The 13,125-nt window shown below is 64.5% G+C and carries 10 protein-coding genes; 5 read left to right on the forward strand and 5 right to left on the reverse strand.

Annotated elements, in window-relative coordinates; all coding sequences use genetic code 11:
- Positions 1-60: 60 nt before the first annotated feature.
- The 3 genes from FA87_RS03040 to FA87_RS03050 form a co-directional block, all read right to left on the reverse strand.
- Complete coding sequence (locus FA87_RS03040) at positions 61-1,827, reverse strand: DUF885 domain-containing protein (protein WP_036115935.1); 1,767 nt, start codon at positions 1,825-1,827, stop codon at positions 61-63.
- A gap of 71 nt (positions 1,828-1,898) precedes the next feature.
- Positions 1,899-2,381, reverse strand: coding sequence for a DUF456 domain-containing protein (locus FA87_RS03045; RefSeq protein WP_043692306.1), 483 nt, complete (start codon positions 2,379-2,381; stop codon positions 1,899-1,901).
- Positions 2,381-3,151 carry a DUF3298 and DUF4163 domain-containing protein gene (locus tag FA87_RS03050; protein WP_036115931.1) on the reverse strand — a complete coding sequence of 257 codons (771 nt, stop codon included), beginning with the start codon at positions 3,149-3,151 and terminating at the stop codon, positions 2,381-2,383. The genes FA87_RS03045 and FA87_RS03050 overlap by 1 nt, the downstream gene beginning before the upstream one ends.
- Before the next feature lie 83 nt (positions 3,152-3,234).
- Here FA87_RS03050 and FA87_RS03055 point away from each other — a divergent pair, with 83 nt between their 5' ends.
- Entirely contained in the window at positions 3,235-3,897 is a 663-nt protein-coding gene (locus FA87_RS03055; protein ID WP_197062356.1) for an RIO1 family regulatory kinase/ATPase, read from the forward strand.
- Between the two features lie 69 nt (positions 3,898-3,966).
- Here FA87_RS03055 and FA87_RS03060 read toward each other — a convergent pair whose 3' ends face one another.
- The gene (locus FA87_RS03060) at positions 3,967-4,743 is read right to left on the reverse strand and encodes a ferredoxin--NADP reductase (RefSeq protein WP_036115929.1); all 777 of its coding nucleotides are present in this window, start codon (positions 4,741-4,743) and stop codon (positions 3,967-3,969) included.
- Positions 4,744-4,999: 256 nt separating this feature from the next.
- On the opposite strand from FA87_RS03060, the gene FA87_RS03065 reads away from it, so the two are divergent.
- Positions 5,000-5,392, forward strand: a complete 393-nt coding sequence (locus FA87_RS03065) for a hypothetical protein (RefSeq protein ID WP_051974353.1) — start codon at positions 5,000-5,002, stop codon at positions 5,390-5,392.
- Between the two features lie 98 nt (positions 5,393-5,490).
- Here the strand turns inward: FA87_RS03065 and FA87_RS03070 are convergent, their stop codons facing one another.
- Complete coding sequence (locus tag FA87_RS03070; protein ID WP_036115926.1) at positions 5,491-8,517, reverse strand: TonB-dependent receptor; 3,027 nt, start codon at positions 8,515-8,517, stop codon at positions 5,491-5,493.
- Positions 8,518-9,010: 493 nt separating this feature from the next.
- Here FA87_RS03070 and xth point away from each other — a divergent pair, with 493 nt between their 5' ends.
- From xth to FA87_RS03085, 3 genes are all read left to right on the forward strand, one after another.
- The gene (gene xth / locus FA87_RS03075) at positions 9,011-9,946 is read left to right on the forward strand and encodes an exodeoxyribonuclease III (RefSeq protein WP_043692309.1); all 936 of its coding nucleotides are present in this window, start codon (positions 9,011-9,013) and stop codon (positions 9,944-9,946) included.
- Between the two features lie 110 nt (positions 9,947-10,056).
- Positions 10,057-12,219, forward strand: coding sequence for an ATP-binding protein (locus FA87_RS03080; RefSeq protein WP_052191114.1), 2,163 nt, complete (start codon positions 10,057-10,059; stop codon positions 12,217-12,219).
- On the forward strand, positions 12,216-13,073 hold the full coding sequence (locus tag FA87_RS03085; protein WP_052191115.1) for an alpha/beta hydrolase: 858 nt from the start codon (positions 12,216-12,218) through the stop codon (positions 13,071-13,073). Before FA87_RS03080 ends, FA87_RS03085 begins: the two co-directional genes overlap by 4 nt.
- Positions 13,074-13,125: the final 52 nt, after the last annotated feature.

A 13,125-nucleotide genomic window follows, 5' to 3' on the forward strand; every position in this document is an offset into this window, starting at 1 on the left:
GCGACACCAAAACATCGCGCGCAAGGCGCGCTCCTACAGGTGGTTACCGCCTTGCGGCGGTCATTTTTTATTCAATACGGCCGGCACGAACCGCGTACGCACGGCGTCAGCCAGCAGGTCCGGCGGCAACAGCCCCTGCGCGATCAGGAAATCGTTGAAGGCCTTGCGGTCGAACTTGTCGCCCAGCTTCGTCTGCGTCTCCGCGCGCAACTGCAGGATGCGCGTATAGCCGTAGAAGTAGGCCGTCGCCTGGCCCGGTGAATTGAGCGTGTAACGATCCAGCTCCTGCCGGGCCATCGGTTCGGACAAGCCGACGTCGTGCACGAGAATGTCGTGCGCACGATCGCGCGACACCAGGCCCAGGTTGAGCATCGGATCCAGGAACGCCCGCGCCGCACGCAACAGGCGGAACTGCAGCGCGATGAACTGACCCGCTGGCGGCTCGTACGGCATCATCTCCGCTTCGGAATACAGCGCCCAGCCCTCGACGTTGACGCTGTTGAAGGCGAACATGCTGCGCGTCAGCGATACACCCTGTTCCACCATCGCGGCGAACTGCAGCTCGTGGCCTGGCCGTCCTTCATGCGCGGTGAGCGTCCATGCCGCCGCCTCGAAGGTGAAGTCGTCGTAGGTCTGCGTCGCGTCGCCGTCGGCCGGTGGGTTGCCGGTGGTCAGCACGAAGGTGCCACGCTGGCCGGTATTGCCGACGAAGGGCGGCGGATCCATGTGCGGTGCGGGTGTGCGCGCATTCTCCGCTTCGGAGGCGACGCGCATCGCCATCTGGCGCTTCGGCAATTCGACGATGCGCTGCGTGCGAATGGTGTTTTCGATCTTGCCCAGTACCTCGTGATACACCGGCTCGACCTTGTCCTTCGCCAGCTGCTTTTTCTTCAGCGCTTTCAGTACGTCGCGGTAGTCGCCATCGGGAAGACCCTCGGCTTTAGCGACGACGGGCGCCAGCATCTGCAGCGCATACGTGGTCTCCATGAATTCCAGCTGCGCGCGGCCGATCAGGTCGCGCGGGGCGATGTCGAGCCCGACCTGCCTGAGGTTGTACGCATACAGCGGCTCGGGCAGGCGGAAGTCGGTACGCGCGCGAGGCAGCACCGTCTTCTTCACCCACGCGTTGTACTGCTTCAGCTGCGCGTCGAGCTTGTTCATCGCCTCGTCGCTGCCGGCGACTTTCTTCTCCGCGAACAGCTTGCGGATGCCGTCGACATAGCGCTGCGTGTTGCCCAGCTTCTGTTCGACATCGGCCTTGACCGGACCGAGCAGGCCCTTTTCGCCCAGGCGCTCCGTGGTGCGTGCCCTGGCCTGGTCGACCAGTGGCGTGCAACCGGCCGCCATGCCGACATAGCACTTCAGCCGCCCCAGCGCGGCCTGATTCTGCTCCGGGGTGCTCTGCGCGTTCAGCAGAGAGAACTCACCGCTGAAGATCATCTGCCCGGCGTCGAACCAGGGCAGCAGATACTTGTCGTTGAGATCGATACCCTCGATATTGCCGTCGATCTGCTTGGCCAGGATCTGCAGGTCCTGGCTGACGTTGGGGTCCTTCTCCTCGGCGAGGCGTCTGGCAACCTGCTGACGCACCTCGACCAGCGCGGCACGCTGGCGCTTGTCCACGTCGGGCCCGAGATCGGCGGTCTTCTCGTCGTAGCCTTTCAGGCCGATGTCCGTGGCGGACTCGGGGCTGAAGCGGGCGGTGAGGTCCAGCAGCGGTTGGGCATCGGCGTTGCTGCGCGCGATCCAGGCCGGCGGCGCGGTTTCGGCGTGAAGGGTGCCGACCGCGAACGTGATCGCGGCCGCTAGGGTCAGTCGTCTGAACATGCGTGTCTCCCCGGTGAAGTCCGGCGAGACTAGCCTTTGCGGGTCGGGGCCGCCAATGTGCCTTTCGGCGGTCAGCTGAAGAGCAGGGCGAGGGCAGCCATTCCCAGCATCAGAAACGACAGCACGGCCTTGGCGATGATGCCCAGCAACATGCCGAACCAGGTGCTGATACCCACATGGGCCGAGCGCAGCACGCTCTTGCCCGACCACAACTCACCCGCCACGGCGCCCAGAAAGGGGCCAAGCAGCAAGCCGGGCAGGCCGAAAAACATCCCGACGGTCGTGCCGATGCCCGCGCCCCACAAGGCGCGCGGACTGGCGCCGATTTTCTTTGCCCCCAGCGAGGCGGAGACGAAGTCCAGCGCGACCCCCACAGCGCCGACGATGCCGATCGCAACCAGCCAGCCCCCGCCCAGGTGCTGGTAATCGTCCACGGCGGCGGCGAGCCAGATGCCGCCGAAGATCATGGGGATGCCAGGCAGGATCGGCAGCACCGCGCCCGCCACGCCCCCAACGATCAGGGCGGCGGCGAGCAGGTAGAGGAACAGGTCCATCAGCGGAAAGCCTCTCTGTATTCGGGTTTCAGATAGGCCGAAAACGCGTCGCTGGATACATCGATCGCCTGTGGCCCTGCCGAATACGGCGCGACCTGATACGGCGGGAAGATGAAGGTCAGCCCGTGCACCTTGTCGTCGGGCCCCGTGAGGAGGGTGAACACGCGGTAGTGATCCTTGTCCGGCGCCGTACCCGCGTCGATCTGCTGGCTGTCCGAAGACAGCGGGTCGTCCTGATCGTCCAGCGCGGTCAGCAGCTGGCGCCGGGCCTCGGTGGCGAATGCGCCCTCCGCCGCGTGCGCATCGTCGAACAGCTCGCGAATGCCCACGACGCGCCGCTTCCGCAGGTCGTAGGTGAAGCTGTCGACGATGGGCGCGGGGTGAGCGCCGCCGGTGAAGGCGGAGCCGTCGACCTGCACGTTGATGAAGCGATCGGTGCGAGCCGCGACCGCGATGTCCAGGTTGAGGTCCCAGGGCAGCTCTTTCGCCTGCTCGCGGGCACCCGGGGCATCCAGGCTGTCGAGGAAGGCGCGTTTCTGCCGCTCCACGTAGCGCTCGATCGTGGCGCGCAAGGGCGCGGCCGACGTAGGCAGCTGGGGAAGTTTCACTTCCATCGTGTAGAGGCCTTCCTGGCTGGATTGGGTATCCTTGTGCGCGGTCGCTCTGGATGGCGATGGCATCTTCCCGACGTTCGAACGGTCCGCGCCATCCTGGCAGGCGGCGAGTCCGACGGCGACAAGACACAGCGACAGGATGTGTCGCGACAACATTCGGCATTCTCTCCCTGCGAGAATCGTCATCTTAGCGTAGCTGCCGCGCAGCGCAGAGCGCGTCAACGAATCGAAGGAAGGGCGTGCATAGCGCAACGACGGAAACTGTCACCCTGCTCAAGGCTGACGAACTCGGCCGCATCGAGCGCGTGGAACGCGACGGTGTCGTTCTTATCCGCCGCGACATCGCTGCCGCACGCTGGTGGGCGCGCTGGTTCGCACGTCGCGCCGCCGCGCGCGAGGCGCGGGCGCTGCTGCGCCTGGACGGTATCGACGGGGTGCCACGGCTGCTCGCGTGGAATGGCCGGATGCTCGAGCGCAGCTACATGGCGGGACAGCCGATGCAGCTGGGCCGGCCGCTGGACCCCGCCTATTACACACGGGCCCTTCGCCTGCTGGCCGTAATGCACCGTCGCGGCATCGTCCACAACGATCTCGCCAAGGAGCCGAACTGGCTGGTGCGCGAGGACGGCACGCCCGGTCTGGTGGATTTCCAGATTGCCTGGACCCGTGGCCGGCGTGGTTCGCTGTTCCGCCTGCTGGCGCGGGAAGACCTGCGCCACCTGCTCAAACACAAGCGAACCTATGCCCCGGACCGCCTGTCAGCGCGCCAGCAGGCCATCCTGGCCCAACCGGCACCGCATTCACGCCTGTGGCGGGCCACCGGCAAACGTCTCTACAAACTCATCGCCCGCCGCATCTTCGGCTACTGGGACAACGAAGGCCAGGGCCGTATACGCAAGTAGGAGCGCGCCCCGCGCGCGAAAAGCCAACGCAGCGAAAGCGCCGCACCCCCCACTCCTCGAAACGCTCCGTTACTTCTCCACAAACGCCCGCTCGATCACGTAATCCCCCGGCTCCCGCGTCCGCGGCGACGCCTGAAAGCCCTCGCCATCCAGCAACACGCAGATGTCTTCCAGCATCGAGGGACTACCGCACAGCATCACGCGGTCTTCGGCCGGATTGATCTGCGGCAAGCCGGTCGTCCGGGCCATCTCACCATCGGCGATCGCGTCGGTGATGCGTCCCCGGTTCCGGAATGCTTCACGGGTCACCGTCGGGTAGTAGATGAGCTTCTCGCGCACCAGGTCGCCCAGGTACTCGTGCTTCGGCAGCTCGTTCTCGATGTAGTCGGAGTAGGCCAGGTCGTTGACGTGACGCACGCCGTGGGCCAGCACGATCGTGTCGAAGCGCTCGTAGGTCTCCGGATCCCGGATGATCGACATGAACGGCGCCAGGCCCGTGCCGGTGCCCAGCAGGTAGAGACGCTTGCCCGGCTTCAGATCGTTCAGCACCAGCGTGCCCGTGGGCTTGCGGCTCACGATGACCGGATCGCCGGGCTTCAGGTGCTGCAGCCGTGAGGTCAGCGGGCCGTCCTGCACCTTGATGCTGAAGAACTCCAGATGCTCTTCGTAATGCGCGCTGGCGATGGAATAGGCGCGCATCAGCGGCCGCCCGTCCACTTCCAGGCCGATCATCACGAAGTGACCGCTTTCGAAGCGGAAACCCGGGTCCCGCGTCGTACGGAAGCTGAAAAGGGTGTCGTTCCAGTGATGCACGTCGATCACGTGCTCGGTCGCCAGTGCCACCATGGTGCGTTGAACCTCGGTAAAGACAAGAAGGGACGGAGCCTCCGCGCCGTGCGCGGGAGCCCTTGGGGGTTCTTGGCTGGGGAAGCGGCCCGCCGGGCCGCGCTGCCTCGCGCGACGCGTCGCACCCTACATCGGCTGCGCGCTCATGGACGTAAGGATACGGCATTCCGCCACAGGCCGCTTCGGGCGGGGCCGGGCGCTGGCCTTTAAGCTTCCGCTAAGATGCTCAGTCTGTAGGCGCCCCAAGGAAACCATCGTGACGAAACCCGCCTATGCCCCCGGCCAGGCCTGGACCTACCGGACCCGTCCCGGCGAGGAAGATTCCCGTGTAGCGATTCGCAAGATCGACCACGAGCCGGAAGACGGCGAGGTTTTCCATGTTTCCATCCTCGGCGTGAAGCTGCGCAACCATCGCGTACCCGGCGGCCTGCAGCCGGCGATGAACCACGCCGCCGTGTCCCGCGCCACGCTGGACGCCAGTCTGCTCACCACCGACGGTCCCGCCGACGCCGATGAAGGCTGGCGAGACGGCTACGCCGTGTGGCGCCAGGCCTATGACAACGGCGACGCGGGCATATTCGACCTGCCGGTTCCCGAGATTCTGGGCTACATCGAGATGGTGGTGGCGGCCTCGGGCGAGGCCCGCTGAGCAAAAAAAGAGCGCCCGATCCCCGGACATCGGCCGGGGAGGTGCCGGTGTCCGGGAAGGGGCGCAAGAGTTGCACAGGGATCTGGGTTTACGCTTTCTTAGAAGTCGTAAGTGACGGCGAGACGGCCGTAACGCGGATCCTGCGTGTAGAGCGGTACGCGGTAGATCGTATTGAGCGTGTTGGCCGGGCCTTCGCTTGCCGGATAACGGAACGTCGCCCGCTGCTGGTTGAGGACATTGAACACGTTCGCAGAGAACGCGAGCTTCTGGTCGCCCCACGACGGACGGTAGGTCACGCCGAGGTCGAGCTGGAACGTCCAGGGCAGGCGGCCATGGCTACCCGGGGGCGACGGCTCGCCGTTGCAATAGCGGTAGGAGCTGCCGTAGGACACCGGATCGGTATGCCCCGCGCCGTAGTAGCCCGTGCAAACTTCCGGTGCGCCGGAAATCGCCTGGACGTTGCCCGACAGCTGCCATTCCGGTGCGAACTGCCAGTAGCCATACGCCTTGAAGACGTGGGTATGGTCATTGCCCTGCGGGCCGTTGGCGTTCTCCATGACATAGCGGTTATCCCAGTCGACGCTGCCGGCCGCACCATCCTGGCGAGTGTCGGTACGAGCCTGACCCTCGGTATTGCCGTAGCTGCGTGAGAACACGTAGTCGAACTTGCCGTACCAGACACCGTCGAAGTTGTGTTCGGTGAACAGTTCGAGGCTGTAATAGCGACGCTTCAACGCGGGGAAGCCCATTTCTTCGCGGCTGAGCGGCACCTTGACGGCGTTCCCGCCGGTATCGATCAGTGTGAAGGTGTTGGAATGACCACCGTTGATCAGGTAGCAGCTGTTCGTCGATGCGATGTCATAGCCGAGAGCCGCCGCCTTATCCGTAACGAGGCCGACATCGCAGAAGTCGTCGATCGCGGAGTTGAGCACGCGCTTGGTCAGCTTGGCACCGTAAACCCAATGGTCGCCGAAGGTTTTGTCAAAGCCGAGGATGTACTCATCCTGGTTCTCAGCCTTCAGGCCCTTGCCCGCAACCGTACGGGGATCGGGTGGGATGCCGTACGAATTGTTTGCCGAGACTGGCTGGCTGATCTGAGTCAGGCCCGTCGGCGCACCGGTCGCATCGATTCCGCTGTAGGTGTAGTACTGCTGTGTCGCCGTATAGCCTGCGGCGGCGCCAGTGGCCGGATTCAGAGGAAGGCCGAGGTAGTAACGCCCGGCGTTGCCGAAGACCTTGAAGCTGCCATCTCCATTAACGTCCCACGATGCGCCGAGTCGGGGCGCCCACTGCGGCTTCGTTTGAGTGATGAATGCCTGGCCGAACTGGTTGTAGTCGGTAAACTGGTCATTGCGGACGCCCAGCGACAGCAGCACGGTGTCCGTGACCTGCCACTTATCCTCGATGTATTGAGCCCGCTGATCCGAGCGCACATTGACCAGGTTGTTTACGACGTTGCGGCTGACGTAGTAGCCGCCCGCCCCGTTGGCATAACCGGCCGTACCCGGTACGAAGTTGATGCCCGGAGCATCGGAAATCGGCTGCGTGGGGTCCGCCTGCTGGCCGTAGTTCCAGGCGTATCCAGGACCCGGGCTAGCCGTGCCGAAGTCGTCTGCCCGCGACTTGACGTTATCGATGCCGACAGCAATCGTGTGGTCACCGAGCGTATAGGTGACATCGAAACGGAAGTTCGTCGCCTTATTGCTACGGCCCGGCTGACTGATGTCATCGACCTGATTATTGCGAATGGCGGTGCCGCCGTTCAGTGCGGGATTCTGGAATTGTGAGCTATCGACCCGGGCCAACGTCGGGTCATAGTCGCCCGGCTGGTCGTAGTTCTTCGAGCGCATCTGGCCGTACATGGCACTGAGGGTCAGGTTGTCCGTGATGTAGCTCGTGTACTTGGCGACATACAGGTCGCCGCCGGTCTTCGTGTTATCGACGGGACCGATCTTGCTGGTCCGGTTAAGATTGGCGTAGTCGTAGTTGTATCGCGTACCCGAACCTTCGCGCTTGTCGGACGCGCCGGTCAGTTCGAGGATGTTGCTATCGGTGATGTTCCAGTCGAGCTTGCTGTACCACCGCGGTGATCTATAGTCGTTGGTCGATGCCGGGGTGTTATTGCCCACGGCGTTCACGTTACGGCGGCCGGATTTTTCAAACTCACCCGCGACGAAGAAGAACAGCTTGTCCTTGATCAGCGGGCCGCCTGCATAAGCGCTGACCGTGGTCGTCCACTGGTCATTCTGGCTCTTTGGCTGGTAAAGATTGCCCGCGGGTGCGGTAGCGGGGACGCGCGCATAGTGCAGATCGTCAGCGCTTGCGCGAGCAAAGGCGGGCTCCCAAAGGACCTGAGCACCAAAGTGCCATTCGTTCGTGCCGCGCTTACCGACCTGGCTGATGACGCCGCCGTCGGAACGCCCGTACTGTGCGCTGTAGCCGCCGGTATAGACTTCCTGCTGGTCGATGGCGCCATAGGGCAACTGCAAGCCGCCCACCGCGTTGAGTGGATCGGTCGTATTGAAGCCGTTGACGTAGTAAGCGTTTTCATTGGCCGCGGCGCCGCCGAAACTGGCGACCGAGCGGCCGGTGTCGCTCGCGAATCCGCCGCCGTTGTTGACCACGCCAGGTGCAAGGCGGGCGATCGCTTCCGCACTGCGACCCAACGGCAGCTTGGCAAGCTGCTCGGATGTGATCACAGTACGTGAATCGACCGACGTGACGTCGATATTCGGAAGGGCTGTGCCGGTGACCGTGACGCCGCTGAGTGATGTCGCATCGGACGCAGGTGCGGCGCTCGCTGCATTGAACGAGATATCGGTGCTCGCACCCACGCGCAGGCTCACGTCCTTGCGTGTATCGACCGCTGCGCCATCGCGCATGAGGGTCACGGTATACGTGCCGAGCGGAATCTGGTTAACGGCATAACGGCCGCGTGCGTCCACCGGAACTTCGCGACGGAAGCCGGTGCCGCTCTCGACCACGACGGTCTCATTGGCGCCTGCGGGCACGCTGCCGTTGATGCTACCCGTCGTCGACTGTGCGTAAACGCTCGAAACGCCACCCAGGCAGGTACAGACCGCCAGTGCGAGTGCGCTCCTGCGAGTGAGAAAATGGTTCTTCATGCCTTCCCCGGAAAGTGATGCCATTAATTGACGGCAACACGGGGCCGTAACGACAGGCCCCCGCCTGTCGCTTTGCACGGAGCCGAAAGACCCCTCCCCGCGCTCCGTCGCGACACGCCCATTTGCCTCGATCCAAATGGACTTAACGCAAGGTGTACATGAGGCGATTCGGGTTGTCCAGAGCACGCACCGCCCGGGCGGATGGCCGTCCAGCCGTCTAAACGCCTTGCTGCGCCGCAGCAAAATTAAGTGTAACTATGGGTATTTGGGTGCTTTTATGCCGGCGCGACGTCTTGCCGCAAAGGTGCCCAATGGCATAACCGCAAGGGGTGTAAATTTTTTCGAAACGCGGATTTTTAGAGGTCTCAAACCTTCACGCACCGTCTACATTTGGATCGAGGCAAAAGGCGTGCCAAAGGTCGGGCAGGCCAGAGGTGCATCAACGTGCCGCCGTCACCGGCTGTCCACCCCGGGTCGGGAAAAGTCCTGCGTCATGAAGATCGCCACTTTCAACGTCAACGGCATCCGCTCCCGGCTTCCGCACTTGCTGGAGTGGCTCGGGCGCGAGGCGCCGGACATCGTCTGCCTGCAGGAACTCAAGGCGGTGGACAAGGCGTTTCCCGTCGCGGAGATCCATGACGCAGGCTACGGTGCCCTCTGGGCCGGGCAGGCCTCCTGGAATGGCGTGGCCATCCTCGCGAAGGGTGCCGATCCCGTGGAGAGCCGCCGCGGCCTGCCGGGCGACAGAAAGGACCTCCAGAGCCGCTACCTCGAAGCGGCGGCCCATGGCGTTCTCGTCGGTTGCCTTTATCTGCCCAACGGCAATCCGTGGCCAGGTCCGAAGTTCGATTACAAGCTGGCCTGGTTCGAGCGTTTTATCCAGCACGCCGGGCAATTGCTGGATTCCGGTCATCCGGTGGTATTGGCCGGCGACTACAACGTCGTGCCGACCGACGGCGACATCTACGACCCCAAAAACTGGCGACGTGACGCCTTGCTCCAGCCCGAAAGCCGGAATGCTTACGAGCGTCTGCTGGCCCAGGGCTGGACCGACGCCCTGCGCCAGATGCATCCGGACGAAACCATCTACACCTTCTGGGACTACTTCCGGCAGCACTGGCCACGCAACCGGGGGCTGCGGATCGACCACCTGCTGTTGTCGCCGGATCTCGCGACCCGGCTGAAGAAGTCCGATGTCGACCGATGGGTACGCGATCTGCCCAAGGCCAGCGATCACGCGCCGGTGTGGGTCGAACTGGGCAAGCCGGCCCGGGCAGCGGCGACGAAAAAGACGGCGGCAACAAAGACGGCCGCGAAAAAGACGGCCGCGAAAAAGACGGCCACGAAAAAGACGGCCACGAAAAAGACCGCCGCAAAAAAGACCGCCGCAAAAAAGACCGTCCTCAGGAAATCCGGGCAGACTGCGTAAGTTCCGACGTAAACGAATTTACCAATATGAATGCGCTACCCGCACTTGCCAGCGGCGCGCAAGATCATAGACTAGGAGGTTATCGGGGGAAGTCGCGGGTTCAGGCTGGCATGAAGATCGATGGCGGTAGCGGTAAACGCGCCGAGCCAGTGATGCTCAGCGAGGTCGCGAAGCGTCTGCGCAATCCGCGCATCGACCGCATCGTGGCCAGCTTCAGCGAGTACCACGTCTCGCTGATGCGTGCAGTGATCCTCGGGTTCGTCGTCGTCTGGAGTGCCGCGTGGCTGCATGGCCCGGTGCCCATGGCCACCGAATCGCATCACGTCGTGCCGGTCGCCGTCCTGATGTTCGTCCTCAGCACCTTCTGGATGCTGTTCGTCCGTGCAGGTGCGCCGCGCGAGACGCCGGTGATCGACGCTATCGGCAACGTCACCAATTTCGTCATCGTGGCCGTGCTGCTCAAGGCCGCGTTCATGCTGGTGATCACGGTGACGGCCGTCCTTCCGTTCCTGTCCGTGGCCGTCGGGGTGAGGTACAGCCGCCGCGCGTTCGCCGCCAGCGTAGTGGCCTCGGTCGCGATCCTCGCGGTCGTGGCGCCCGATGGCTACTGGCTGGGTCGTCCCGCCTACGCCTTATACGCACTGGCTCTGGTCATCGTGTTGCCGGTGATGCTTTACCGGATGATGTATGCCTTGCGCGAAGTGTCCGCCGAGGCGATCGCGTCGCGTGAAGCGCAGCACCGGTTCATCTCGATGATGAGTCACGAGATGCGTACGCCTCTGAGTACGGTCATTCATGCGGCGTCTCTGATCGACACCTCGGTGATGTCGGAAGACCAGCGCGGCCTGGTCGCGCTGCTGGCGACCAATGCCAATGCTTTGCTCCACCGGGTCAACGCCGTCCTCGATGTAGCGTCGTTTGCCGGCGGCAGTTTCAACCTGCGTCACCAGACGTTCGCGTTCGACGAAGTCCTGAGTACGGTGGGCGCGGTGTGCCGTCCTTACGCGGCCGAGAAGCGTGTCACCTTCAGCGTCTCCCGCGACGCATCGGTGGAAGGCGTCTTCAGCGGCGACCCGGGCCGTATCGAGCAGGTGCTGTCGAACCTGGCTTCCAACGCGGTGAAATTCACGCCGCCCGGCGGCTCGGTGGACGTGCGCATCGAGTTGCGCGAAAGCGTCGGCGGCCATGATCCGACCATCGCCTGTACGGTGAGCGACACCGGTATCGGCATCGCCGACGCCGACAAGCAGCGCGTGTTCGATCCCTTTCATCAGCTCAGCGGTGGCGAGAGCCGGCGCCAGGAAGGCGTCGGCCTGGGTCTCTACATCGTCCGGAACGTGTCCGAGCAGATGAGTGGCTCGCTCGAGGTGATGGACAATCCGATGGGCGGCACCATCTTTGTCTGGCGTTTTCCCTTGCGCCGCGCGGCCGCCGGTTCGCGAAGCGTGGCGGAGACGCCGCTGGTCGACCTGCTCGACGAGCATCGCGGTCGCGTCGCCCCGCAGCACTGCCTGGTGGTGGACGATAACGCGGCCAACCGCGAGATCGTCGGTCGTATCCTCGAGCGTGCGGGGCATGTGCCGACCTTCAGTGCCAGCGGTGACGAGGCGCTGGCGCGTCTGTCGACCGAGACGTTCGATCTGATCTTCATGGACCTGCACATGCCGGGCAGCTCCGGCTGGGATGTGCTGGGACGGATCGAAGTGGCGCGTCGTACCGAGGCGGTGCCGCCTATCGTCATGCTGAGCGCGGACTCCAGTCACGACGCCGTACGGATCGCATTCAAGGCCGGTGCACGCGCGTACCTTACCAAGCCGATCGCGGCGCAGCGGCTGCTCGACGTGATCGAGTCCATCGCCGACGAACGTCGTCTCGACGACGCGGCGCGCCACTGGCATCCCGCCATTGGCCTGCCCACCGGCCGGCAGGAGAGTTCGCCGCTGGACGAAATGCGCGCGCTCAGTACGCGGGAAGACTTCAAGGCCTTCGTCGACCTGTGCTCGCGTACGGCGGACGACCATTGCGTTTCCCTTCGCTCGGCGATCCATTCGCACGATATCGCAGCCGCCTCCGAGGCCATCCATGCATTGCGCAACGTCCTGGGCAATCTGGGGGTACCAGGAGCCGACCACGTCTGCGGCGACATTGCCTTGCTGATCGATGCCGGTGCGGATGTACAGCGCGTCACCGAAGAGCTGGACACGCTCTCCCGGTCGGTACACCGTTTCGTCGACGTGCAACGGCGTTACGCCGAGGCGGCCGCCAGCGCGTGAACGATCTGGAGGCACTGGCCGAGGACGTCGCCGGGCGCGAGCGCTCGGCGCCCGGCCTCAAGCCGGACAACGAGGCACGCATCGTGTTTCACTCGCAGAAACCCCGTAGCCGGCTGCCGCTCGCGGTGGTTTATCTGCACGGATTCACCGCCAGTCAGGCGGAGGGGGATCCCGCGCACCGGGCCATCGCCGAGGCGTGTGGCGCCCATCTGTTCCTCAACCGACTCAGTGACCACGGCAGCGACCTGCCCTCCGCGATGGCCGGCGCTTCGGCGGAGCGCTGGCGCGCGGACGCCGACGAGGCCCTGCGCATCGGTCTGGAACTCGGTGAGCGGGTGTTGCTCGTCGGCACCTCCATGGGCGCGTCGCTGGCGCTCGACCTCGCCGCGCGACACGCGTCTCAGATCGCGGGCGTGGTGGCCTGGTCTCCCGGCATCCGCGTTTACGATCCCGTACAACTCAATGCCGCGGTGCTCCTGCGCGGGGCGGTGGACGTGCCGGGTGAGCGCACGCCGTTTCAACGGCGGTACTGGTCGTCCGTGATTCACTCCGACGGATACCGCGCCGTCGCCGAACTCTTCCTCGGCACGATGCAGCCCGGGCACCTGCGCGATGTCGTCTGCCCGGTCCTGTTCGGTGTGTGGGACGGCGGTGCCGATGACCATGACACGCTGACGTCGGTCGCCGCCATGCGCGAGGCGTTCGACTGGCTGGGCTCGCCCGAGCCAGGCCGCCGCCTGATCGCCTACGATCACGCGGCGCACGTGCTTGCTTCCCCGCAGCGTTCCCCCGCGGCGGCCCGGGTGCTGGCCGACGCTGTCGCCTTTGTCGGCGAGCTGGGATTCGCCGGCTAAGACGTCTCACCTCCGGCCCGGGCGACGCGGGTACCTCTTAAGAGGTATCGTT

The sequence above is a fragment of the Luteibacter sp. 9133 genome (genome assembly GCF_000800155.1).
GTDB classification, from domain to species: Bacteria; Pseudomonadota; Gammaproteobacteria; order Xanthomonadales; family Rhodanobacteraceae; genus Luteibacter; species Luteibacter mycovicinus.

Excerpts from the sequence above, each read along its gene's own strand:
- FA87_RS03045 (WP_043692306.1), bottom strand. The coding sequence starts at position 2,381 with ATGGACCTGTTCCTCTACCTGCTCGCCGCCGCCCTGATCGTTGGGGGC.
- FA87_RS03040 (WP_036115935.1), bottom strand. The coding sequence starts at position 1,827 with ATGTTCAGACGACTGACCCTAGCGGCCGCGATCACGTTCGCGGTCGGC.
- xth (WP_043692309.1), top strand. The coding sequence starts at position 9,011 with ATGAAGATCGCCACTTTCAACGTCAACGGCATCCGCTCCCGGCTTCCG.
- FA87_RS03070 (WP_036115926.1), bottom strand. The coding sequence starts at position 8,517 with ATGAAGAACCATTTTCTCACTCGCAGGAGCGCACTCGCACTGGCGGTC.
- FA87_RS03060 (WP_036115929.1), bottom strand. The coding sequence starts at position 4,743 with ATGGTGGCACTGGCGACCGAGCACGTGATCGACGTGCATCACTGGAAC.
- FA87_RS03080 (WP_052191114.1), top strand. The coding sequence starts at position 10,057 with ATGAAGATCGATGGCGGTAGCGGTAAACGCGCCGAGCCAGTGATGCTC.
- FA87_RS03050 (WP_036115931.1), bottom strand. The coding sequence starts at position 3,151 with ATGTTGTCGCGACACATCCTGTCGCTGTGTCTTGTCGCCGTCGGACTC.